Genomic DNA, 21,832 nt, shown 5'->3' on the forward strand with positions numbered 1-21,832 from the left:
ACCTGTCACCGTTCACGCCTGTGGAAGCGCTGCGCAACGCTTCCACATGTTCAATGAACAGCGGTCTTATTGGTTATTTTCAAGAAGCTTTGAATCATAAGAATCCGTTCGCGCTGAGCTTGTCGAAGCGTTGCGCAAGGCTTCGACAGGCTCAGCCCGAACGGTATTGGAGGTTGACTGAACCAAGGAACTTCACCCCGAAGGTACTTAGGGCTTGACCCAGACCATAAAACCTCAGGCCGAACGGTTTCAAGCGACCAACGTAGCACGCCCCCATATCGCCCCATTGACTCGCCCCATTGACTCGCCCCATTGACTCGACCCCTGGACTTCACCATGACTTTGCTCGACCACACGCACAATCCCGCCGCACGCAGCTGGCTCGCGTCCGCCAATCTCACCGGAGCCGACTTCCCAATCCAGAACCTGCCTTTTGGTGTCATACGGCGCCGTGGCAGCAACGAAGCCTTTCGAGGTGCGGTCGCCATTGGCGATCAAGTGCTGGATTTGGCAGCGCTGGCCAAGCTCGGCGTGATCACCGGTGCAGCAGGCGATGCCCTGCAGCAGGCCGCAAAGGATGCGCTCAACGACTTCATGGCCGCCGGGCCCGATGCCTGGCGCACGCTGCGGCATGCGCTGTTCGACGTACTGAAAGAGGGCGGCACCGCGGAGCAGGCCGTGCGGTCCAGCCTCATCGCACAGGCGGATGTCGAGCATCGCCTGCCTTCACGCATTGGTGACTACACGGACTTCTATACCTCCATTCACCACGCGCGCAACGTCGGTCGCGTCATCCGGCCGGACGATCCACTCACGCCCAATTTCCAGTGGTTGCCCATTGCCTACCATGGCCGCGCCAGCAGCGTAGTGATCAGCGGCACGGACTATCACCGCCCACATGGGCAAGCCATGCCGCCCGGCGCCAAGGCACCGGTCTACAACGCCTGCACGCGGCTTGACTTCGAATTGGAGATGGGCTTTTTCGTCGGTCCGGGCAACGCCATGGGGCGACCTGTCCCACTCGCGCAGGCTGAGCAACATATCTTTGGCATGTGCCTCCTGAACGACTGGTCGGCGCGCGACCATCAATTCTGGGAGATGAACCCCCTGGGCCCGTTCCTGGGCAAAAATTTCTGCACCAGCATCTCACCCTGGATTGTCACCATGGACGCCCTGGTGCCATTCCGGGTGGCCTTTGAGCGCCCAGCCGATGAACCTCAACCTCTGGCTTATCTGGATGAGCCGGGTAACCGCGCGGCGGGTGGGGTGGATGTTCAGCTCAGCGTGGGGCTGGAGTCTGAACAGCACCGCACAAAAGGCCTGGCAGCCGCGGAGATCTCACGCACCAGTTTCCGCCATCAGTACTGGACGATTGCGCAAATGCTCGCTCAGCACACGGTGGGCGGCTGCAACCTCCAGCCCGGCGACCTTTGCGGCACGGGAACGATCAGCGGCCCCACAGCCGGCGAAGCCGGTGCCATTGTGGAACTGAGCCAAGGTGGCACCAAGCCCATCACGCTGGCAGGTACCGGAGAGCAACGCACGTTCCTGCTGGATGGAGATGCCGTCATCCTGCGCGGTTGGTGCGAACGAGAAGGCGCTGCGCGGATTGGTTTTGGCGAATGCAGGGGAATGGTTCTGCCGGCGGTTTGACGCGACCAGGCATCCGAGTATCCGCGCCACCGGGTTATCGCGGTATGGGCATACTCTCTCGGCTTGATGGTATATAGTTCGGTTAATAGACAAACTTACCATCAACCGAATGACGCCCGAGCTCGCGCGCCCTCGCCCTGGTTGGCCCACCTAGGCTCTCGACAGGCCGCAAAATGGATCGGACCCCGATCTCCGTGAGTGAGCATGTCATGGCGTCATTCGAATCTGCTCAATACAGGTCATGACCAACCGACGCATCGTGCTCACCTCACGCCCGCAAGGCGTGCCTCGCCCCGCGGACTTCCGTATCGACACCGCCGCTATAGCCCGGCCGGGTGCAGGTGAAGTGCTTCTGCGCCATACCTGGCTGGGCCTTGCGCCTGCGGCCCGCCTGCGCATGGGAGAAGAAGCGTCGTACCGGGAGCCCATGGCTTTGGGCGATGTCGTCTACGGGCAAGCCATTGGCCACGTGGTGGAGTCGCAGGCGCCGAGCTTGCCGGTAGGCACTGCCGTCATGTCGGTAAGTGGTGGCTGGCAGGAATACTCCGTGGCGCGCGCCGAAAACCTGGTCCGGGTAGATGAGTCGGTCGCTCCAGCGAACGTCTGGCTGGGTGCCCTGGGCACTTCCGGAATGACGGCCTACGTAGGGCTGCTTGATTTGGGTCAACCGAGGGAAGGCGAGACCGTGGTGGTGTCAGCCGCGAGCGGTGGCGTGGGATCCAACGTGGGGCAAATCGCTCGACTGAAGGGGTGCCGCGTCGTCGGTATCGCCGGCGGGGAGGACAAAGTACGCCATGTACGCGATCAACTAGGTTTTGACGCGGCGGTCGACTACAAAAGCGCGGACTTCGCCCAGGCGTTAACGGCCGCCTGCCCTTCAGGCGTGGACATCTACTTTGACAATGTCGGTGGCGCCGTGCGCGATGCAGTCTGGCCCCTGATGAACCCAGGCGGGCGAATCGTGGTGTGCGGCTTGATCGCCGAATACAACGACAGCCGCCAGGGCGGCCCCGGTTGGTTCCCCATCCTCTCCAAGCGGTTGGCGCTGCACGGCTTCATCATGAGCGACCATCTTCACAGGCAACCAGAGTTCCTGCGCGACATGGCCCAGTGGATTCAGCAAGGGCGCATCCACATTCAGGAAGATGTGAGCGAGGGCCTGGAGAGCGTGGTGCCAGCCTTCATCCGCATGTTGACCGGGAAGAACTTCGGCAAGACCGTGGTGAGGCTTTGATCGGCATGGCTACAGGCTGTGCCTGATCACGATCTGGTAGGGCACTCGCCGGGTCACTGCGTCAACCCGGCCGGTCTCTATCTTCTGCAATAGCATCTCCCCGGCAGTGCGTCCGATCTCTGCGCCATTGGTATTGACGGTCGTCAGGCCAGGCGGTACTTCGGCCGCAATCTCATAGTCTCCATAGCCCGCGACAGAGAACCGCTCCGGCACGCGCCAACCCCGGCGCATGCAATCGAACAGGGCTCCAGCGGCCACCACATCGCTCACGCAGCAAAGTCCTTGAAGCTGGGGCTCTTTGGCCAAAAGCGCTTCCATGGCCAGGCGGCCTCCCGCAAAGCCGGCACTCTCCGGCACCAGAAACACCAGATCACTGCGCAACCCTGCTTCTTCCATAGCCTTCTGAAAGCCACGCTGACGCTGCAAGTACCGCGCACTTTCAGGTTTGTCATGACCCGCCCAACCAATGTGGCGCAGCCCTTTGCGAACCATCATGGTCGCAATATCGCGCGCCGCATCAAACAGGGAGAAGCCCACAGCCATGTCGAGGTGGGGTTGGGCGTCGTGCCAGGTCTCCACCACGGGCACCCCCGAATGATTGATGAGTTCCAGGCTGCGCTGGCTGTGTTGCTGACCGCTCGTCAGCACAATGCCGGCAGGCCGGCGCCCCAGCAAGCTCTGCAGAACTTTCTCCTCCCGTTCGGCGTGATCGGTCTCCGCCAGCAGCAACTCATACCCCCGGGTGTGCAGATAGTCGCCCAGCCCTTTCAGGGTATTGGCGTAATTGGAATTGCGCAACGAAGGCACCAGTGCCGCGATCATGCGGCTATTGCCGGAAGCCAGGCTGCTGGCGATCAGGTTGGGGACGTAGCCAATGGCCGCTGCGGTCTCCAGGACTTTTTTGCGCGTGCTCTCCTGAACCTTGTGCGGATGCTTGAAACAGTTCGAGACCGTCATGGGCGAAACACCCGCAGCCTTCGCCAGGTCGGCCATGGTGGCTCTCGTACGACTGCCAGACGTCATAAAACACATCTCCTCTTGCCAAGCAAAATTGTAGCGCTACAATCCAACCCGCTCATACAGCAAAACCAGCAAATAAACCTCTTGAATAAGCCATACGTACGTACTCTCCTGTAAAAGTTAATTTTATAGCGCTACAAGTTCACCACCGTATCCACAGGAACTGCCTCCATGAAATCGATCGTTCGCCTCTCCGTGCTGTGCGCGCTTGCTGCTTCGGCGGTCGTGGCCCATAGCCAAAGCTATCCCGACAAATTGATCAAGATTGTCGTGCCCTTTCCCACAGGCGGCGATCTGGACCCCATAGGGCGCGCCCTGGGCGACCATTTCCGCACCACCTGGGGCCAGCCCTACATTGTGGAAAACCGCGCAGGCGCCAGCGCCATGATCGGCACCAGCCATGTGGCCAAGTCGCCCGCGGACGGGCATACCCTGCTGATCTGCTCGCCCGGTCCCATGACCATCAACCCGTACCTCTATCCCAAGGTACCTTACACCGTGGGCAAGGACATCGTGCCGGTGTCGCTGGTGGGCACAACGCCCATGGTGATGGTGGCCAGCAAGCGAATGCCGGTCAAGAACTACGCCGAATTCGCGTCCTACGCGAGGGCCAACCCTGAGAAGATCTTCTACGCCTCCGCGGGCGCAGGTAACCTCACGCACCTGGCAGCCGAGCTGTTTCTCAGTCAGGCCGGCTTGACCGCTACCCACACGCCGTTCCGAGGCGGCCAGGCCGCCATCAACGACCTTCTGGGAGGTCACGTGGATTTCTACTTCAACCCCCTGCCTTCGGCGCGCGCTTACGTCACGTCGCAAAGCGATAAGGTGGTGCCACTGGCCGTCACCTCCCTGGAGCGTTCGCCCTATCTGCCAGACGTTCCCACGTTCAACGAACTCGGCCTGAAAGGCTTTGAAGTCATTTCCTGGTATGGCCTCTGCGCCCCCGGCGGAACACCCAAGGATGTCATTGCCAAGCTCAGCTCGGAAACCGCCCGCGCCCTGGCTGGCGCAGATTTGCAAAAGCGCCTGGATACGCTGGGAACGACCCCACGCGCCAGCACGCCGGAGCAGTTTTCGGAGCAGATCCGCCGTGAAGGCGCCAAGTGGGCGGCCATCATCAAAGATAAGAACATCAAAGCCGATTGAGGATCAAGCATGGCATCCCCTGACATCACCGGAGGCATCCCCGCCATCGACCACCACTCCCACGCGTCCATGGCGCGGTTTCGGACGGTGGATCAGATCGACAGACAGTTCGCAACCGCCCACCTGGAAGCCAACGTGTCCGCACAGACCTATGCGGCGTTCATCACGGCGCGAAATGCGGCCGACACAGCCACTTTGGAGCTGCTTGAACAGCAACACGGCACCGAGACCCTGATGCGCCAGGGCTTGGAATTCCGTTCCACCACGTTCTTCGCCCGTGCGCTGCGAGAAGGCACTCGGCGGCTGTACGGCCCGGACAAGACCTGGGATGCCATTGAAGCAACCGCGCAAGACTGGGGTACCCGCCATCCGACCTACAGCTACGAGCAGGCTTCGCGGGTGGCCAATACTCCGGTGATACTGACGGACGTGCCGCGCATTGACCACACCGTGTGGGACCGGCAACGCTACCGCCAGATCATGCGGATCGATCCCTATGTCTACGCTTTCCATCCAGGGCAGACCGAAGAGCTGCGTGGAACGGAGTTCCAGCGCTTCCACGGCGGCTTTGCCAACGTGCTGCGGCAGGAACTGCAGCACGACGGAATGACCGAGCCTCCGGCACGTTTTGATGACTACATCCAGTTCATGGATGCCTCGCTGGAGCGGCGAGTACGCGCCGGCGTGGTCGGGCTCAAGATTGCCTCGGCCTATGTCCGGCCCATCAATTTCGAGCCAGCTTCCGCGGAAGCTGCTCGCACGGCTTATGAAGGACTCGCGGCTGGGCGCGCGGTGGACCGCCAGCCGTTTGAAGACTTTGTCATCCAACGCGCCGCGCAGTATGCGGCGGACCACGGACTGCCCATGCAGATCCATGTGGGCATGGGTCATCCTGAGCCCGGCATGCGAATTTCCAACAGCGCCCCGTTTTTGTTGGAAACCTTCCTGAACATCAAATCGCTCAACCGATTGCGCGTCACCCTTTTGCACGGCGGCTACCCGTTCTCCAGCCACGTGGCCGCGCTGGTACAGACGTACGGCAATGTGTTCCTGGATTTTTCCTGGATGCCTTACCTGCACCACGCCTATCTGCGCCTGAAGCTGAGCGAGTGGATGGAAATCCTGCCGGCCAACAAGCTGCTGTTCGGCTCGGACGCGGGCGCACCAGAGTTCCATGTGGCTGCCGCCCACTACGCCAGGCAGGCACTGAACGATGTGTTGCACGACGGCTGCGAGCGCGGCGTCTGGGACGCGCGCCAGGCAGACTGGCTCGCCAAGCGGATTCTCTGGGAAAACTCTGCAGAGCTTTACGGCATTGATCCGAAAGACGTGACCGGAACACCTGCCGGCCAGGAAAGAGCTGCCGCGCTGGCGCACTGAGAAGGCGGTTGCGGATGACGTTTGGGTGGCGTTGGAAATGCCCTTTCAACCTAGAAACGGCAGTTGACCGCTTGGAATCATAAGGAGAGCCGCATGAGCACTCAATTTTGCTGCCTCGATCACATTCACCATTGAGGTGAGAGCGCTACGCGCCCGAGCAGGCCGCCCTCGGGCACGCTGGCGGCGTTGCTCGTCCTTACAGGCACGAGCCTGTCGCGCCCTCACGTCTTGCCAACGCACCCGAGGGCGGCCTGCTCGGGCGCGTCCAACTACCGTTTCTAGGTTCAAATGTCATTACCATCGGTGGGTACTCGCGCCACAGACATGCCCCGATGCCTCGTTTCCACATTTCCACCGATCTCACCAGCGGCTCAGAACTGATGCTGCCCCCCGGCGCCGCGCGCCACGTTCAGGTGCTTCGCTTGCAGCCGGGTGCCACCATCACGCTGTTCGACGGTCGAGGCGGCGAATGGGATGCCCAGGTGCTGCGCATGGGCCGCAGTGATGTCCAGGTGGCCGTTGGTGAGCACCATGTCGTGGACTGCGAAGCCACGCGTCAGGTGCATCTGATCACAGGCCTCATGGCGAGCGACCGGATGGACTGGTTGATAGAAAAAGCCACGGAACTGGGTGCCGCCAGTTTCACGCCCGTGCTCGCTGAGCGCAGCAGCCTGCGCCTTTCAGGCGAGCGCGCAGAAAAAAAGCGCACCCATTGGCAGGCTGTGGCCATCTCGGCGTGCGAACAAAGTGGCCGAAACCTGGTGCCTGTCGTGAAGCCCCAAGTGGCTTTCGAGGCGCAGATGAAGTCCGTTCAGGCCAGCGAACTATCCGGGCAGAAATTGCTTCTGTCGCTGGCCGAGGACGCCATACCCCTGCGCCAAGCCTTGCATGTGGGGCAAGATGAGGTCACGCTGATCTCAGGGCCTGAAGGTGGCCTCAGCCCCAAAGAGGAAGCCGCAGCCCGCGCAGCCGGGTTCGTGCCCGTCTCGCTTGGGCGGCAAGTCCTGCGCGCCGAAACAGCACCGCTGGCGGCGCTGGCAGTGATGACGATTTGAAAAGAAGATCAGCCCAACACGCCTTGTTCGCGCAGCGCAGACAAGGCTTCGGCGGAAAGGCCTAGCTGGCCCCCCAGCACGGCATCGGTATCTGCACCCAGGCGAGGTGGCGCCTTCATCTGCACCGGTGTTTCAGAGAAGCGGAAAGGGCTGCGAACCACCGGCAGCGCACCCAGTACAGGATGCTCGACTTCCGCCCTCAGCCCCCGGTGGATGACCTGTTCGTGCTCGAACGTTTCCTGGATGGTGTTGACAGGACCGCAGGGAACGCCCGCCGCACCCAGCACCTTCGACAGCGCTTGCCGCTCCAGTGTGCGCGTTACGGCGGCCACTTCCTCGTTGAGCTCTGCGGCGTGCTTCACCCTTTCGGCGTTGGTGCCGTAACGGGGGTCAGACAGCCAGCTCTCGCGGTCCAGGGTCTTGCATAGCTTGGCCCATTGGCCATCGTTGCCAATCTGGATCAGCAGGGGCCCGTCGGCGCAAGGGAAAGAATTCGAGGGCGCGAACAAATGACTGCCGTTGCCCGCGCGACGGGGGGTCGCACCCGTGCTCAGGTAGTTCTGTGCCATGTAGTTGGTGGCCGTGACGGCCACATCCAGCAGCGCCACATCAAGATGCTGGCCCTGGCCTGTCTTGTGGCGGTGCAACAGCGCGGCCAGCACGGCGGAGGTGGAAATCATGCCGGTCATCACATCGACCAGGGGCACCATGGAGCGCATGGGGCCGCCACCGGGTTGGCCGTCAGGCAGGCCACACGTGCTCATGATGCCGGAGACCGCCTGCAGCACGGGGTCGTAACCTGGCCACGACGCATAGGGGCCGTCCTGTCCGTAGCCGGTGATGGAACAGTAAACAATTCCCGGATTGACTGCGCGCACAGACTCGTAGTCGAGCCCGTAGCGCTTGAGATCACCTACCTTGAAATTCTCGGCCAGCACATCGCATTGCGCCGCCAGATCCAGAATGAGTTTGCGCCCCGCCTCCTTGGTGAAATCCACGGCCAGCGACCGTTTACCGCGGTTGACCGCCACATACGAAGGCGTCTCCCGCGTCGGATTGCCTTGTGGGTCTTTCAAAAAGGGGGGCGAGTGACGCATCTCATCCCCCACACCGGGGCGCTCGATCTTGTAGACATCGGCCCCCATGTCGGCCAGCGCCTGGGTGCACCAGGGGCCTGCCAGCACGCGGGTGAGGTCCAGCACCTTGGTGCCGGCGAGGATCTGGTTCTGCATAGGGGGTGGATGGGTCCAGGGTAGAAAGTAGACGCACTCTAATGGGTGCCATTCAAAACAAAAAGCTAGTTTTTCTTGGCGATTCACAAGGTTTTCTATATAAATAGCCGCCATGGAAATCAAGATCCGCCAGTTGCGTGCCTTGGACGCCGCCGTGCGTCTGGGCAGCTTTGCCGAGGCCGCGCGCGCACTGCACGTCACACCCGCCGCCCTCGGCCTGGCCATACGGGAGATGGAAGACATCCTGGGCTTTCGGGTACTGGAGCGAACCACGCGGCGCCTGCGCTTGACCGAGCCCGGCCGCGGCTACCTGGTGCATGCGCAACGCGTTCTGAGCGAGCTGGAAGAAGCGTCCCGCTTTGCCAGCAACGTGCGGGCCCATCATGAGGTGGTACGCATTGCCACCACGCAGACCATCATCGGCACCTTGCTCACGCATGTGCTGCCCAGCGTGAGCGAACGATTCGAGCGATTGCGTCTGCAACCGGTGGACGTTGCAGCCGCAGGCATCGCGCAAGCCTTGCTGGAGGGCCAGGCCGACATCGCCATTGGCGTCAATCTCTGGAAACACGACACCCTGGAATCTCAGCCCGTTTTCAGCTCCCGTTGGTTCGCCTTCATGAGCCCGCGCCACCCTCTGGCTTCTCGCGAGCAGTTGCGCTGGGTCGATATCGCCGACCAGGCGCTCTTCATGACCAAATCGGACAATTACCTGCGCCTTTGCGCGGCGCTCGGCAAGGACGTACCGCTGGCCGACGCGCAAGACGCGTCGACGGCCATTGCCGGCATAGCCATGGCTTGCTCAGGCACTGGGGTAGCGGTGTTTCCGGCCTATGTGCTGCCGCTGGCCCAGGCACTGGGCGCCAAGGGACTGCCTTTGCGCAATCCAGAGCTTTTTCATGAGTTGGAGATCTCCATCCGCTCAGGCCCCAAGCCTTCTGCACAAGTGCAGGAAATGCGCGCCCTGGTGATGGAGATGATCTCCGCGCGTTGCGGTCATTTGAGGTAGACAGGACGGCTCCGTGAACGTGATCACCGGGGCAGCTACACTCCATCCATGAATCGCCACCTGCTATTGCTCACCCTTTGCCAGGGGCTGTTTCTGGTCAATAACGTCACCTTCATAGCCATCAACGGGCTGGTCGGGTTTCAACTGGCCCCCTTCGGCTGGATGGCAACGCTGCCGGTCATGGGCTATGTCGTCGGCGGTGCGATAGCAGCGCCACTGGTGGCTCGCTCCCAAAAGCGCTTTGGCCGCCGCGGCTCTTTTCAGATCGGCCTGCTGGTGGCATTGCTTTCAGCTTTGCTCTGCGCCTGGGCGGTCTATACGCGCCAGTTCTGGCTGCTCGTCGGCGCCACCGTAGTGGCCGGCTACTACAACGCCAATGGGCAGTTGTACCGATTCGCAGCCGCTGAAGTAGTGGCTCCCGCCTGGCGCGAAAAGGCGGTATCGCTGGTATTGGCCGGTGGCCTGCTGGGTGCGGTGGTCGGCCCCTACCTGGCAAGCTGGACCCGCAACTTGCTGCCCATGCCTTTCGCCGGCGCTTACTTGACGCTGGCTGTGGTCGCTGTGATCGCCATGGTGGTCATGGCGTTTGTGCAGTTTCCACCGCCGCCGGTCCGGCACGCCTCTGAAGGTACTGGGCGTCCACTGAGCCAGATCATGCGCCAGCCTGAATTCGTGGTCGCCACGGTTGCTGCAGCCTTGGGCTATGGGGTGATGAACCTGTTGATGGCTGCCACGCCGCTGGCTATGCAAGTCTGCGGTTTTGATTTTGGCGACACCGCCCACGTACTGCAGTGGCACGTGATCGGCATGTTTGCACCGGGGTTCTTCACCGGCCACCTGATCCGCCGCTTCGGCGTGCTCTCCATCATGGGTGTCGGCGTGGCGCTGAACGTGGCCTGTGTGGCCGTGGCGCTCTCCGGCGTGGAGCTTAGGCAGTTTGAGATCGCGCTCTTCCTTTTGGGCGTAGGATGGAATTTCCTGTTCACAGGGAGCACCACACTGTCGCTCAAAGCCTACAGACCTGAGGAAAAAGACCGTGCACAGGCAGCTATCAACTTTTGCGTGTTTTCCTTCATGGCCCTTACTTCGTTTGCATCAGGTGCACTGGTCACAACACAAGGCTGGGCTTGGTTGAACCTCGGTTCGCTGCCTGCGTTGTTGCTCACCGGATCCGCACTTTTCTGGCTTTCGATACGGCAGCGGCAGCAACAACAAACCGGCAGAATCTAGGTAGGGCGTCTTCATACCGATTCACCCTTTAGTTCTTTCAACTTTTTCCCACAAGGGGGCGTCATGGGTCTACTCGATTCGGTTCTTGGTCAGGTGCTGGCAGGTCAACAAAAACAAGGTGGCGCGCAGGGCGGCGCTGGTGGCTTGGGCGATCTGCTTGGCGGTATTCTGGGTGGCGCAGGCCAGGGGGCGGGCGGCCAAGGTGGTCTGGGCAATGTGCTGGGCGACCTGCTCGGCGGCGGCCAGCCTCAATCCCAGCAGCAAAGCGCTCCAGGCGGTTTCAATATCAATCCCGCCTTGATCGCTGCACTGCTTCCCATCTTGATGAACATGCTGTCCAACAGCAATTCCGGCAACGGCGGTGGCCTGGGCGGGCTGTTGAACAAATTCACGCAGGCCGGCCACGGTGATGTAGCCAACTCCTGGATTGGCACGGGCCAAAACATTCCGGTGACAGGCGCACAGGTCAGCGACGTCTTCGGGCAAGGCACCATCGGCGACATCGCATCAAAGCTGGGTGTCGACGGCAATACAGCCGCCGGTGGCATTGCAGCCATCTTGCCGGAGCTGATCGACCGGCTGACCCCTCAGGGCCAAGCCCCCGCAGGCGGTCTGGGCAGTGCGGACGACATCGTCGGCATGCTGGGTCGCATGCTGCAGAAATAATTGCTATACGGAATCAGGGCCGTTTGGGAAAGTGCATCCTCCCGGCCCCGGATAAAAATCATGAAAGTCCGTTCACGCTGAGCTTGGCCTGTCCCGCGGTTCTATGGTTCTGGTCAAGCGAAAAATGGCGTTTGGAACCAACTAAAACCGCTCGGGCTGAGGTTCTATGGTTTCTGTCAAAACAGTGAGTGGCGTTGAAACAGGAAAAATCCGTTCGGCCTGAGCCTGTCGAAGGCTTGCGTAACGCCACTTCGACAAGCTCAGCGCCAACGGGTGGAGTAGCAACCCGCAATCAACCCTGGGCCATCTGATCGTCAGGCCATCCGGGCAATCACCTCAGCCACTGTCGCTGTCAACTTCTTGGCGTAAGGCACGTGCAGGAACTCATTCGGTCCATGCGCATTGCTCTTGGGACCAAGCACACCGCAGACCATCATCTGAGCAGTTGGGAAGCCCTCGCTCAACATGTTCATCAGCGGAATCGTGCCGCCTTGTCCTATATAGCCACAGGGCGCCCCAAAATGCGCCTCCGAGGCGTAGTCCAGAGCCTGCGCAAACCAGGGGGCCACATCAGGGGCGTTCCAGCCGGTGGCACCACCGCCTCCCTGGAAAGTCACCTTGGCCTGATAGGGCGCGTTGTCTTCGAGCAAGGCCTTCATTTCCCGCACCGCTTGCGCCGCATCGACCAAGGGCGGAAGACGCAGGCTGAGCTTGAAGGCCGTGTACGGGCGCAGCACGTTACCGGCATCTTTGGGCGCCGGAAATCCTTCTGCACCCACTACGCTCAGCGTGGGTCGCCAGGTCCGGTTGAGCAGCGCTTCAGTGGCATCGCCCGTGACCGGCAATACCGACTGCTCTCTGCCACCGCAGTCGTAGTGCGCAAAAGGGTAGTTCTTGAAGAGCTGATCGCCCAGAATGGCCGCAGTCGCACGTGCTTGCTCGATGCGTTCCGCTGGAATGGCACAGTGAAAACTGGCAGGCAGGAGGCGCCCGGTGGTGGAATCTTCCAGGCGATCCAGTACCTGGCGCATGATGCGGAAACTGCTGGGGACCAGACCTGAGGCGTCACCAGAGTGGATGCCCTCCGTGAGCACCTCCACCTTGAGCGTACCGCCCGCCATGCCTCGCAGGCTGGTGGTCAGCCAGAGCTGATCGTAATTGCCTGCGCCAGAGTCCAGGCACACCACCAGGCCAACGTCTCCCAGGCGGGGGCGCAAGGCATCGATATAAGGCAGCAGGTCGGGTGAGCCGCTTTCCTCGCTGGTTTCAATCAAGCCGACCACCCGCGGGTGCGCCACATTTTGGCTTTTCAGCGCCTGCACGGCAGCGATGGCGGCGTAAACCGCATAGCCATCATCTGCACCGCCCCGGCCGTAGAGCTTGCCTTCTTCGTACTTGGGGGTCCAGGGACCAAGATCGTTGCGCCAGCCCGTGAATTCGGGCTGCTTGTCCAGGTGACCATACATGAGCACCGTCTGTCCCGAACCCCGCGTTTCCGCTGTTCGGGTGGAATCCACCTCGAAGAAGATCACCGGTGTGCGGCCCTGGATGCGGATTACCTCCAGTTTCAGGCCGGGCACCTTCTGCGCCGTCACCCAATCAGCCGCCTGCTGCACCACTCGGTCAATAAATCCATGAGTGGCCCAGTCCGCATCGAAGCCAGGCGACTTGGCCGGAACGGCAATGTAGTCGGCCAGACGGCCCACAATATCTCCGTCCCACTGGGCATCGATCTGTTGGGCAGCAGCTTGGGAATTCAGCGAGGGAATTTCTCTGTGTAGGGGTGCATTCATGGCTAGACCTTCAGGCAATGGTCAAGTATTGCACTTATACGCCTGTCATGGGCACATGATTACAAAGCCCATTCGGTCGGCGTATATTGATGTTTCATGAACTCCATCAGCTCTTTCCCCATCACCCACAAGTGGCCGGCCCAGCATCCTGACCGCCTGCAGTTGTACTCCCTGCCCACACCCAATGGTGTGAAGGTGTCCATCATGCTGGAAGAAACTGGCTTGGCCTACGAAGCCCATCGTGTGGATTTCGCCACCAACGACCAATTCTCGCCAGAGTTCCTGTCACTCAGCCCGAACAACAAGATACCCGCCATCCTGGACCCGAATGGCCCGGATAACAAACCGCTGGCATTGTTCGAATCTGGCGCGATTCTTGTTTACCTGGCCAATAAAACCGGTCAATTTCTGCCGGCCGACATTGCCGCGCGCTACGAAACACTGCAATGGCTGATGTTCCAGATGGGTGGAGTAGGCCCTATGTTCGGCCAGTTGGGCTTTTTCCATAAGTTCGCTGGCAAGGAATATGAGGACAAGCGCCCCCGGGATCGCTATGTGGCAGAAAGCGCTCGCCTGCTCGGTGTGCTGGACCGCCATCTGAAAGGCCGCGACTGGATCATGGGCAAGGAATACACCATTGCCGACATCGCCATCTTCCCCTGGATACGCAACCTGATCGGCTTCTACGAAGCAGGCGAGCTGGTGGAATTTGAGCGATTCAAGCAAGTGCGGCGGGTGCTCGACATCTTTGTGGCCAGACCAGCCGTCAAGCGCGGTTTACTCATTCCTGAAGCTCGCTGAAATAGCAAACCGTCAGCCCCTGGAGGGTCAGGGCCATGAATCTTCTCACTACAACAGGGTCGATACGCCTTTGCTCCCTGCAGTGGAAAAGTTCTAAATTCCAAGCCTTCAGGAGGGCATAAATGGCGAATGCATCCGCTCAACTCTCAGGCCGCACGCGTGTGGGCATTGGTGGCTGGAACTTTGCCGAATGGCGCGCGGGTGTGTTCTATCCGCCCGGCTTGCCACAGGCCGAGGAGCTCGAATTTGCAAGCCGTCATCTGACCAGCATCGAGATCAACTCCACCTTCTACACAGCGCAAAAGCCCGCCATCTATGCTCGCTGGCGGGACCAGACACCAGAGGGGTTTCAGTTCTCGCTCAAAGCCCATCGTTTGGCTACCCAGCGCCGACGATTGAGCGAAGGCACCGAAAGCGTGGTGCGTTTTCTGGAAAGCGGCATCACCGAACTGGGCGCCAAGCTGGGCCCTATCGTCTGGCAACTGGCTCCTTACTACGCCTTCGATGCAGATGATCTGGAGTACTTTCTTTCCCTGTTGCCCAACGCCCTAGACGGCCTGCCCCTGCGCCATGTGCTGGAGCCACGCCATGAAAGCTTCGCCTGCGCCGAATATGTTCGACTGGCGCGTGCTTACGGCGTTGCCACGGTCTACACCGATTCACCAGATTACCCCAACATCGCGGATGTCACGAGCGACTTTGTCTATGCGCGGCTGATGCGCTCACAAGCCGACGAGCCTACTGGTTACTCCACCGCTGATCTCAGCCTTTGGGCGCGTCGCGCGCAAGCCTGGCGCGCCGGGGGCACACCGGAAGACTTGCCCCTGGTCGTGCCCGAAGGCGGGGTCAAGGCCAAAGCCAAGTGCACACCACGCGATGTGTTCATCTATTTCATCAGCGCAGCCAAAGCCCGCAACCCTGCCGCAGCACAGTCCTTGATAGCCCGCCTCCAAGCTGGCTAAATGCCGACTGCCGGGATGTGGGATAAAGCCCCTCATCTCATTCAAGCTTGAGCGCCGTCGTATGATCATGGGGTGACGACGCATTCTTCATGTGCCGTCGCCAAGCGTTCTCAGGGCGGGGTGAAAGTCCCCACCGGCGGTATTTGCCTCGAAAGAAGCAAGAGCCCGCGAGCGCTCCGGCGGTTCCCGCCGGAGGTCAGCAGACCTGGTGAGATGCCAGGGCCGACGGTCATAGTCCGGATAAAAGAGAGCGCGCGAAGCCGCCTGCTGCGGCGCCTGGGCGTAAGCTTGCCTTCCAAGGTAATTTGCGTTGCGTGCGCTGCATGGGGGCGGCTTTGTGTGCGCCCTGATTCCTGGTCCTTTAAGGAGTTTTCCATGAATCAGTCAAAACCTAGTTCCCCCTCTCGCATCGCCTTCATCCGCGCAAACTGGCATGCCGATATCGTTTCACGCGCACTCGATGGCTTCAAAACTGAAATCGAGGTGTTGTGCCCTCAAGGCGCACCTTCCATTGATGTGCACGTGGTGCCGGGTGCTTACGAAATCCCGCTGCTCGCACAGAAGATCGCCCGTGCCGGCCAGCACACCGCCATCGTCGCTTGCGCTCTGGTGGTGGACGGGGGCATCTACCGCCACGACTTCGTAGCCGGTGCCGTGATTGACGGTCTGATGCGCGTACAACTCGACACGGACGTGCCCGTGTTCTCCGTTGTGCTGACACCCAAGGATTTCCACGAGCACAGCACCCACCGAGAGTTTTTCACCAACCACTTTGTGGGCAAAGGTGCGGAAGCTGCTCGGGCGTGCATACAGACGCTCGCTGCGCACGAGGCCCTTAGCTCAAGCCACGCTTGAAGTTCTGATACGGATGGAAGCCGGAAATCTTGCCCGGCCTGTTGAGCCGCGTACCTGGCCAGCACGGTAGAGGGGCGTTTGCCCTGATGGTGCAATCGAAGGCATTTGGGCATGATGGATTTCTTGTCCACATTTGCCTTCGCTCCCCATGCTTACCGGTGACATGCTGCGCCGCTCCGCTGCGCGCTTTCCAGACAAACCCGCCATCATCTTCCGCGGCCCCGAAGCAACGCGTCGTGTGCTGACCTACCGCGAGCTGGATGCGCTCGCCAACCAGCTTGCCCACGCACTGCTGGCCTTAGGACTGCCCAAGGGCGCCAAGGTCTCCATGCTCTCACGCAATCTGCCGGAGTACGGCGTGGTGTTCTTCGGCACGGCGCGCACGGGCCTGGTGTTGAACAACGTTTCCATTCTCTATGCAGCAGATGAATTAGCCTGGGTGCTGAACAAGTCAGACACCGAGGTACTGATTGCCGACGCGCAATTTGCAGACAAGGTGGCGCAGGTGCGGGGCCAATGTCCGCGCATCAAGACGGTGGTGCTCATAGCAAGCCAGGACACGCCAGATACCGTACGCTTTTGCGATTTCATCGCAGGGCAACCCAGCACTGCGCCCCAGGTCCCCCTGAGCGAGCTTGATCCCTTCTGCATGACCTACACCGGCGGCACCACGGGCCGGCCCAAAGGTGTGCTGATGAACCACCGCGCACGCGATGTCACAGCACACACAGTCGTCGTGGAAGAACGCCTCACACCGGAAGACGTCGTCGCCATTGTCACGCCACTCTTTCACGTGGCGGCACTCAACATCATGTTCCAGCCTGCGGTGCTGATCGGCGCTACCAGCGTATTGGTCACCCCCTGGTCTCCGGAGGCTTTCATGGATGCTTGCGAGGCCGAAGGCATTACCGCCGCCTTCATGGTGCCCACGCAGGCCAATACCCTTGCGACGCACCCGAAGTTTGCCCCTGAGCGACTTGACACCTGGACCAAGCTCTCATTTGCTGGCGCCCCCATGCCCGACTGGGTGCAGCGCGAGCTGATGGCCCAACTGCCTCAACTGAAACTCACACAGATCTACGGCCAGAGCGAGATGGGAGTCATAGCTGCCTTGCCAGCGCATCTGCTGCCCGCCAAACTGGGCAGTGTGGGCCGTCAGCCCTACAACGTCGACATGGCCGTGCTGCGCCCGGACGGCACCCCAGTGGCCGTGGGCGAAATAGGCGAAGTGGCCACACGGGGCGACAACGTCATGATCGGCTACTACGGAGAACCCGAACAAACCGAAGCCTTCTTCAAGCTCGGCCAGGGTTGGGGCCTGTCAGGTGATGTGGCCACCATAGACGCCGATGGCTGCGTCACCCTGGTAGACCGCGCCAAGGATATGTTGATATCTGGCGGTGAGAACGTCTATCCCAAGGAAATCGAAGACGCCATCTACGGCCTGCCGGAAGTGGCAGAAGTGGCGGTCTTTGGGGTACCAGACCCCAAGTTCGGTGAGGTGCCGGCTGCGTATATCTTGCTCAAGCCGGGCATGAAACTGGCTGAGGAACAGGTATTGGCTCAATGCGAAGCCAAATTGGCGCGGCTTAAGCGCCCGCGCCTGATCAAGTTCGTGGAGAGCTTTCCCAAGACGCCTATCGGCAAGATTCAGAAGAATCTGTTGAAGGCGCCTTATTGGGAGGGGCGCAAGCGCATTTGAGTGGGTATCGAGATCGCCATCAAGTGTTTCCCCCAATACCGTCAACCGGTAGATGCAAGCGAGCATTGAGTTCGTATCGAATCACTACATCACTGACCAGGAAGGCCAACAAATGACCCGATCCAACGCCCTGTCCCGCCGCGTGCTGCTCGCGCATGGCGGCGCCGCTCTTGTCGGCGCCTCCGCCCTCACGCTGCCTCGCCTGGGGCGCGCGCAGACGGGCAAGATCAAGATCGGTCTGATGCTGCCTTACACAGGCACCTTTGCTCAGATCGGCAATGCCATCGAGGCAGGCTTTCGCCTGGCTCTGCAGGAGCAGGGCAACAAGCTCGGCGGGCGTGAGGTGGAGATCGTCAAACTCGACGACGAGTCGGACCCCTCCAAAGGCGTGGAGAACGCCAGCAAGCTGGTCCAACGCGACAAGGTCGACGTGATCGTGGGCACCGTCCACTCTGGTGTGCAAATGGGCATTCAGAAAGTCGCGCGTGAATCCGGCGTGCTGTGCCTGATCCCCAACGCCGGCGTGCATGCTGCCACGCGGGCCTTGTGCGCTCCCAACGTCTTCAGAAGCTCGTTTTCCAATTCCCAGCCCACACTTGCGCTGGGCAAGCCCATGATGGACAAAGGCTTGAAAAAAGCCGTCTGGATTTCCTGGAAGTACGCTGCGGGTGAAGAAGCCTACGAAGGCTTCAAGGACAGCTACACCAAAGCCGGTGGCACCATCATCAAGGACCTGTGGCTGCCGTTCCCCAATGTCGAGTTTCAGGCGCTTCTGACCGAAATCGCTTCGCTCAAACCTGACGCGGTGGCCTGCATGTTTGCGGGTGCCGGAGCGGGTAAGTTCATCACCGATTACGCCGCTGCGGGCCTGAAAGGAAAGATCCCGCTCTGGGGCTCGGGCTTTCTGACAGAAGGGGTTCTTGAAGCTGCCGGCCCCGCTGCCGATGGCATCATGACCACCATGCACTACAGCGATTCGCTGGCCACACCGCGCAACAAGCAGTTCCGCACCGAGTACGCCAAAGCCTTCAAATCTCAACCCGATGTGTACTCGGTACAGGGCTATGACGCCGGCCTGCTTCTGGTGCAAGGCGCCAAGGCTGTCAATGGTGACTTGAACGCCAAGCCAGCACTCTACAAAGCCATGGAAGGCGCGGTCATTGACAGTCCACGCGGCAAGTGGACCATGAGCCGTTCGCACAACCCGGTGCAGGATTTTTATCTGCGGGTGGTGGAAAAAGGCGAGAACAAAGTGCTGGGCGTGGCTGCCAAGGCACTGGCAGACTCAGGCGCTGGCTGCAAGATGGCTTAAAGCGCTGCTACGGCTAGCCAAGCGCGAGCAACAAGTGCAGGCGAAGGTGCAAGATGGCGTAATCTGATTAACTATCCCGATACGCCTCTGGCCCCTCGCGTGCGATCAACGCATTTCACCACTTTTGACTCGGTAGCCAAGTGCGATGGCTTCACGGGTCTGCTCGCGGACTTCAGCGCGACTCATGTTGCTAGTGGCATTTGCGTTGAATTGCATGAGAGGGCGGTCACCAGCAACGGGCGGCATGGCCAGGGCTTGATTGTTCACTTCAGCCCGACTGAGGCTGCTGGTGACGACGCCGTCAGGAAACAACGAAAACTGCGGACCTTCTCCAGACACAGGCTGGACGGCAAAGGCGCTGCCTGCAAAAGATGCGGCGAGTACGGCAGCGAGGGCGATGGTCTTGGCTTGCATGATTCTTTCCTTTTCAATTGGTTTGAGCTTCGGGTTCCAGTGAGAAGCAGCACTTTGGCTGCCCCTCTGCCTTGAATACGCGTCAAACTCTTCTTTGGATTCACCTAGGTGGAAATTTATCTTCACAAGCAATTGGGAGGTGTCCACACCAAATTCGCCTCCGCCCAAGGCGCTGCGTGATGCCTTGAGAGTCCCGTAGGGTGTTGCGGAATTCAACGCCCATCGTATGAAGCGATGTTCAAGGCGCTGAAAGGGCCGGCAGTAACTCCACGCGCAGCCCCTCGCGTGTCACGCGCACTTCGCCCACGCGAAAGCCCAGGCCATTGACCATGGCCAGTTGGTCCGGCTTGATCTCATGCAGCACCATGCCGTTCAGTAACTGCTCCACCATACGCGGAGCAGTGCGAGCGAAAAGGGGCTGGTACTGCTGGGGCACGGTCGCAAAATCAACCTTGCCGACGCGGACGTCCGTCATTCGGATGCTGCCATCCACAGCATCAAAGCGTATGCCGTAGTCGAGATCTACAGTCCCGTTGTAGCGCGTGCCTAAAAGCATTTCTGCAGCCGTCAGATCAATGGACGTGCCCAGCCGATTGGTGTCGGGCAGCAGGCTCAGGCGAGGGCGCTGAAAAGTCAGGTCGATGACGCCGGACACACGCCGCTGCTGAGGAAACTTTTTGCCGATCAATTCTTCGAGCTGCGCTTTGGGCAAAGTGTAGGAACGCGTTCCATCTGCGCCCGCAGACAATGGGCCGGCGCAAGCGGGCAGGGTGATTAACAGGCCGGCCAGCGCAACGCTGGCCAAGGCGCCCAGGCCATGGCGGCGCGTGATCAATGGATTTTGGGATGAGTTAGGCACCGCGTCATTGTGCCTTCTCTGGGGGTTAGGGGAGTCTGAAATTGTGACTGCTGGAGTCTTGTGGCAATAAGCGGGGGCAACGGGGTGTGGATGCGCGGAATGCCGAGCAGGAGCTCGGCGGTCCCAGGGAACAGCCGAACAGCCGAACAGCCGAACAGCCGAACAGCCGAACAGCCGAACAGCCGAACAGCCGAACAGCAAGATAGCCGGGATTCTGGATTGCGAGAAACTGGGCGACAGGGGTGCCGGTCGCCCCGGCGTGGGCGAATCGCGGTCCTGGGATCAGGTTTGACGCCTGCTCGTGCAAGCCACTCCGTCGGCAATGGCAGCTTGAATATCCTCCCTGGACAAGCCCTGCTCAGCCAACACTTCCTCCGTATGCTGGCCCACCTCAGGGCAGTTCGTCAACGATCCAAACGCTTCCGCAGGGAAGGCACCAGGCACATTGGGAATCGGCACGGGACTCGGCAGGTCAGGGTGGTCCAACCAGGTCAGGTGCCCGGCTTTCACGATCTCAGGATCACCCAGTATGTCGCTGTAGGATCGGATTTTTGAATGGAGAATGCCAGCCTGTCCCAGTAGGACACTCCATTCTTCGGACGTGCGCTCTAAAAGCTTCTCCCGCACGATGGCATTGATCACATCGGCATGGCGTACGCGGTCGGCTCTCGCGGCGTAGCGTGGGTCATGTGCAATGTCTGGCCGGCCCAGGACTTCAAAAAAGACCGCGAAGTGAGCATCGCGGTTGACCGACAAGCTAAGGAATGAGTCCTTGGTCGCGTACACACCGAGGGGCACATACATGATCTCCGGGTTGCCCCCTTCCAGATGAAACTCAAGCATGCGCGGAGCCTGCAGGGCCGTGGCGCATTGCATGAGATTGCAGTCTATGTATTGGCCCTTGCCAAACCGAAACACCCGCATCAGCCCCGCCATGATCGCCTGCGCGCCGTAGATGCCAGACACCACATCGATCAGGATCATGGGAAAGCGCTGTGGAACACCCTGGGCATCCTTGTTGAGAGACATCAAGCCCGAATAGCCCTGAATGATGGCGTCCGTCGCGGGCAGATCCGCATTCGGGCCGTTCTGGCCGAAGCCGGTGACGGCCAGATACACCAGCTTGGGATTGCGCTCGAACAGCCGTGCCGGATCCAGCCCCAGGCGCGCCATCACGCCAGGGCGGAAAGATTCAACCACCACGTCGGCCGTGGCTGCCATTTCAAAGGCAATCTCACGCGCTTTCGCTTGCTTGAGGTCCAGCGCGAGTGATCGCTTGCCCCGGTTGTAGTAAACCGAGAACGCACTGAAATTGCCAAACCGCTTGCCGAGATTGCGACCCCAATCACCCTCCGGCGGCTCGATCTTGATCACCTCTGCACCCTGATTGGCCAGCAAAAACGAGGCGTGCGGGCCGGCCACGCCTTGAGAAAAATCGGCAACCTTGATACCCGCAAGCGGCAAGGGACTGGGAGACATTGGCAAAGTCATGCGAAAAAAATGCTTGGA

The 21,832-nt window shown here is 60.5% G+C and carries 19 protein-coding genes and 1 riboswitch; of the genes, 13 read left to right on the plus strand and 6 right to left on the minus strand.

Annotated elements, in window-relative coordinates; all coding sequences use genetic code 11:
• Nucleotides 1–336: 336 nt before the first annotated feature.
• Nucleotides 337–1,653 carry a fumarylacetoacetase gene (fahA, locus tag ABIE13_RS10905; protein ID WP_354443235.1) on the plus strand — a complete coding sequence of 439 codons (1,317 nt, stop codon included), beginning with the start codon at nt 337–339 and terminating at the stop codon, nt 1,651–1,653.
• A gap of 241 nt (nt 1,654–1,894) precedes the next feature.
• Nucleotides 1,895–2,887, plus strand: a complete 993-nt coding sequence (locus tag ABIE13_RS10910; RefSeq protein ID WP_354443237.1) for an NADP-dependent oxidoreductase — start codon at nt 1,895–1,897, stop codon at nt 2,885–2,887.
• A gap of 9 nt (nt 2,888–2,896) precedes the next feature.
• On the opposite strand, the gene ABIE13_RS10915 is transcribed toward ABIE13_RS10910, so the two are convergent.
• Nucleotides 2,897–3,910 (minus strand): LacI family DNA-binding transcriptional regulator, encoded by a 1,014-nt coding sequence (locus ABIE13_RS10915; RefSeq protein ID WP_354443239.1) that lies wholly within the window; start codon nt 3,908–3,910, stop codon nt 2,897–2,899.
• Between the two features lie 168 nt (nt 3,911–4,078).
• On the opposite strand from ABIE13_RS10915, the gene ABIE13_RS10920 reads away from it, so the two are divergent.
• From ABIE13_RS10920 to ABIE13_RS10930, 3 genes are all read left to right on the plus strand, one after another.
• Entirely contained in the window at nt 4,079–5,053 is a 975-nt protein-coding gene (locus ABIE13_RS10920; RefSeq protein ID WP_354443241.1) for a Bug family tripartite tricarboxylate transporter substrate binding protein, read from the plus strand.
• A gap of 9 nt (nt 5,054–5,062) precedes the next feature.
• The gene (locus ABIE13_RS10925) at nt 5,063–6,433 is read left to right on the plus strand and encodes an amidohydrolase family protein (protein WP_354443243.1); all 1,371 of its coding nucleotides are present in this window, start codon (nt 5,063–5,065) and stop codon (nt 6,431–6,433) included.
• A 332-nt stretch (nt 6,434–6,765) separates the two neighbouring features.
• The gene (locus ABIE13_RS10930) at nt 6,766–7,488 is read left to right on the plus strand and encodes a 16S rRNA (uracil(1498)-N(3))-methyltransferase (protein WP_354443245.1); all 723 of its coding nucleotides are present in this window, start codon (nt 6,766–6,768) and stop codon (nt 7,486–7,488) included.
• Nucleotides 7,489–7,496: 8 nt separating this feature from the next.
• Here the strand turns inward: ABIE13_RS10930 and ABIE13_RS10935 are convergent, their stop codons facing one another.
• Entirely contained in the window at nt 7,497–8,720 is a 1,224-nt protein-coding gene (locus ABIE13_RS10935) for a CaiB/BaiF CoA transferase family protein (protein WP_354443247.1), read from the minus strand.
• A 112-nt stretch (nt 8,721–8,832) separates the two neighbouring features.
• Here ABIE13_RS10935 and ABIE13_RS10940 point away from each other — a divergent pair, with 112 nt between their 5' ends.
• The 3 genes from ABIE13_RS10940 to ABIE13_RS10950 all read left to right on the plus strand — a co-directional run bounded on the left by ABIE13_RS10940 (nt 8,833) and on the right by ABIE13_RS10950 (nt 11,625).
• On the plus strand, nt 8,833–9,729 hold the full coding sequence (locus tag ABIE13_RS10940; RefSeq protein WP_354443249.1) for a LysR family transcriptional regulator: 897 nt from the start codon (nt 8,833–8,835) through the stop codon (nt 9,727–9,729).
• A 48-nt stretch (nt 9,730–9,777) separates the two neighbouring features.
• A complete protein-coding gene (locus tag ABIE13_RS10945; protein ID WP_354443251.1) occupies nt 9,778–10,959 on the plus strand; it encodes an MFS transporter in 1,182 nt (393 codons plus the stop codon).
• Nucleotides 10,960–11,022: 63 nt separating this feature from the next.
• Nucleotides 11,023–11,625, plus strand: coding sequence for a YidB family protein (locus ABIE13_RS10950; RefSeq protein ID WP_354443253.1), 603 nt, complete (start codon nt 11,023–11,025; stop codon nt 11,623–11,625).
• A 314-nt stretch (nt 11,626–11,939) separates the two neighbouring features.
• Here the strand turns inward: ABIE13_RS10950 and ABIE13_RS10955 are convergent, their stop codons facing one another.
• Nucleotides 11,940–13,418 carry a M20/M25/M40 family metallo-hydrolase gene (locus tag ABIE13_RS10955; protein WP_354443255.1) on the minus strand — a complete coding sequence of 493 codons (1,479 nt, stop codon included), beginning with the start codon at nt 13,416–13,418 and terminating at the stop codon, nt 11,940–11,942.
• 96 nt (nt 13,419–13,514) lie between these two features.
• On the opposite strand from ABIE13_RS10955, the gene ABIE13_RS10960 reads away from it, so the two are divergent.
• From ABIE13_RS10960 to ABIE13_RS10980, 5 genes are all read left to right on the plus strand, one after another.
• Nucleotides 13,515–14,219, plus strand: a complete 705-nt coding sequence (locus tag ABIE13_RS10960; protein WP_354443257.1) for a glutathione S-transferase N-terminal domain-containing protein — start codon at nt 13,515–13,517, stop codon at nt 14,217–14,219.
• Between the two features lie 122 nt (nt 14,220–14,341).
• Nucleotides 14,342–15,181: a DUF72 domain-containing protein gene (locus ABIE13_RS10965; RefSeq protein ID WP_354443259.1), complete on the plus strand. Its 840-nt coding sequence runs from the start codon at nt 14,342–14,344 to the stop codon at nt 15,179–15,181.
• A 102-nt stretch (nt 15,182–15,283) separates the two neighbouring features.
• Nucleotides 15,284–15,437: riboswitch (FMN riboswitch) on the plus strand.
• A 119-nt stretch (nt 15,438–15,556) separates the two neighbouring features.
• Entirely contained in the window at nt 15,557–16,036 is a 480-nt protein-coding gene (locus ABIE13_RS10970) for a 6,7-dimethyl-8-ribityllumazine synthase (protein WP_354443261.1), read from the plus strand.
• A 148-nt stretch (nt 16,037–16,184) separates the two neighbouring features.
• Complete coding sequence (locus ABIE13_RS10975; protein ID WP_354443263.1) at nt 16,185–17,738, plus strand: class I adenylate-forming enzyme family protein; 1,554 nt, start codon at nt 16,185–16,187, stop codon at nt 17,736–17,738.
• A gap of 112 nt (nt 17,739–17,850) precedes the next feature.
• On the plus strand, nt 17,851–19,050 hold the full coding sequence (locus ABIE13_RS10980) for an ABC transporter substrate-binding protein (protein WP_354443265.1): 1,200 nt from the start codon (nt 17,851–17,853) through the stop codon (nt 19,048–19,050).
• Between the two features lie 105 nt (nt 19,051–19,155).
• Here ABIE13_RS10980 and ABIE13_RS10985 read toward each other — a convergent pair whose 3' ends face one another.
• From ABIE13_RS10985 to ABIE13_RS10995, 3 genes are all read right to left on the minus strand, one after another.
• Nucleotides 19,156–19,464 carry a hypothetical protein gene (locus ABIE13_RS10985; RefSeq protein ID WP_354443267.1) on the minus strand — a complete coding sequence of 103 codons (309 nt, stop codon included), beginning with the start codon at nt 19,462–19,464 and terminating at the stop codon, nt 19,156–19,158.
• 238 nt (nt 19,465–19,702) lie between these two features.
• Nucleotides 19,703–20,323 carry a hypothetical protein gene (locus ABIE13_RS10990; RefSeq protein ID WP_354443269.1) on the minus strand — a complete coding sequence of 207 codons (621 nt, stop codon included), beginning with the start codon at nt 20,321–20,323 and terminating at the stop codon, nt 19,703–19,705.
• A 282-nt stretch (nt 20,324–20,605) separates the two neighbouring features.
• Nucleotides 20,606–21,814 (minus strand): CaiB/BaiF CoA transferase family protein, encoded by a 1,209-nt coding sequence (locus ABIE13_RS10995; protein WP_354443271.1) that lies wholly within the window; start codon nt 21,812–21,814, stop codon nt 20,606–20,608.
• Nucleotides 21,815–21,832 lie beyond the last annotated feature (18 nt).

Source organism: Ottowia thiooxydans (assembly GCF_040548795.1).
GTDB lineage: Bacteria > Pseudomonadota > Gammaproteobacteria > Burkholderiales > Burkholderiaceae_C > Ottowia > Ottowia thiooxydans_A.

Excerpts from the sequence above, each read along its gene's own strand:
- ABIE13_RS10925 (WP_354443243.1), top strand. The coding sequence starts at position 5,063 with ATGGCATCCCCTGACATCACCGGAGGCATCCCCGCCATCGACCACCAC.
- ABIE13_RS10970 (WP_354443261.1), top strand. The coding sequence starts at position 15,557 with ATGAATCAGTCAAAACCTAGTTCCCCCTCTCGCATCGCCTTCATCCGC.
- ABIE13_RS10985 (WP_354443267.1), bottom strand. The coding sequence starts at position 19,464 with ATGCAAGCCAAGACCATCGCCCTCGCTGCCGTACTCGCCGCATCTTTT.
- ABIE13_RS10995 (WP_354443271.1), bottom strand. The coding sequence starts at position 21,814 with ATGACTTTGCCAATGTCTCCCAGTCCCTTGCCGCTTGCGGGTATCAAG.
- fahA (WP_354443235.1), top strand. The coding sequence starts at position 337 with ATGACTTTGCTCGACCACACGCACAATCCCGCCGCACGCAGCTGGCTC.
- ABIE13_RS10910 (WP_354443237.1), top strand. The coding sequence starts at position 1,895 with ATGACCAACCGACGCATCGTGCTCACCTCACGCCCGCAAGGCGTGCCT.
- ABIE13_RS10955 (WP_354443255.1), bottom strand. The coding sequence starts at position 13,418 with ATGAATGCACCCCTACACAGAGAAATTCCCTCGCTGAATTCCCAAGCT.
- ABIE13_RS10950 (WP_354443253.1), top strand. The coding sequence starts at position 11,023 with ATGGGTCTACTCGATTCGGTTCTTGGTCAGGTGCTGGCAGGTCAACAA.
- ABIE13_RS10965 (WP_354443259.1), top strand. The coding sequence starts at position 14,342 with ATGGCGAATGCATCCGCTCAACTCTCAGGCCGCACGCGTGTGGGCATT.
- ABIE13_RS10935 (WP_354443247.1), bottom strand. The coding sequence starts at position 8,720 with ATGCAGAACCAGATCCTCGCCGGCACCAAGGTGCTGGACCTCACCCGC.
- ABIE13_RS10930 (WP_354443245.1), top strand. The coding sequence starts at position 6,766 with ATGCCTCGTTTCCACATTTCCACCGATCTCACCAGCGGCTCAGAACTG.
- ABIE13_RS10975 (WP_354443263.1), top strand. The coding sequence starts at position 16,185 with ATGCTTACCGGTGACATGCTGCGCCGCTCCGCTGCGCGCTTTCCAGAC.
- ABIE13_RS10920 (WP_354443241.1), top strand. The coding sequence starts at position 4,079 with ATGAAATCGATCGTTCGCCTCTCCGTGCTGTGCGCGCTTGCTGCTTCG.
- ABIE13_RS10915 (WP_354443239.1), bottom strand. The coding sequence starts at position 3,910 with ATGACGTCTGGCAGTCGTACGAGAGCCACCATGGCCGACCTGGCGAAG.
- ABIE13_RS10960 (WP_354443257.1), top strand. The coding sequence starts at position 13,515 with ATGAACTCCATCAGCTCTTTCCCCATCACCCACAAGTGGCCGGCCCAG.
- ABIE13_RS10945 (WP_354443251.1), top strand. The coding sequence starts at position 9,778 with ATGAATCGCCACCTGCTATTGCTCACCCTTTGCCAGGGGCTGTTTCTG.
- ABIE13_RS10940 (WP_354443249.1), top strand. The coding sequence starts at position 8,833 with ATGGAAATCAAGATCCGCCAGTTGCGTGCCTTGGACGCCGCCGTGCGT.
- ABIE13_RS10980 (WP_354443265.1), top strand. The coding sequence starts at position 17,851 with ATGACCCGATCCAACGCCCTGTCCCGCCGCGTGCTGCTCGCGCATGGC.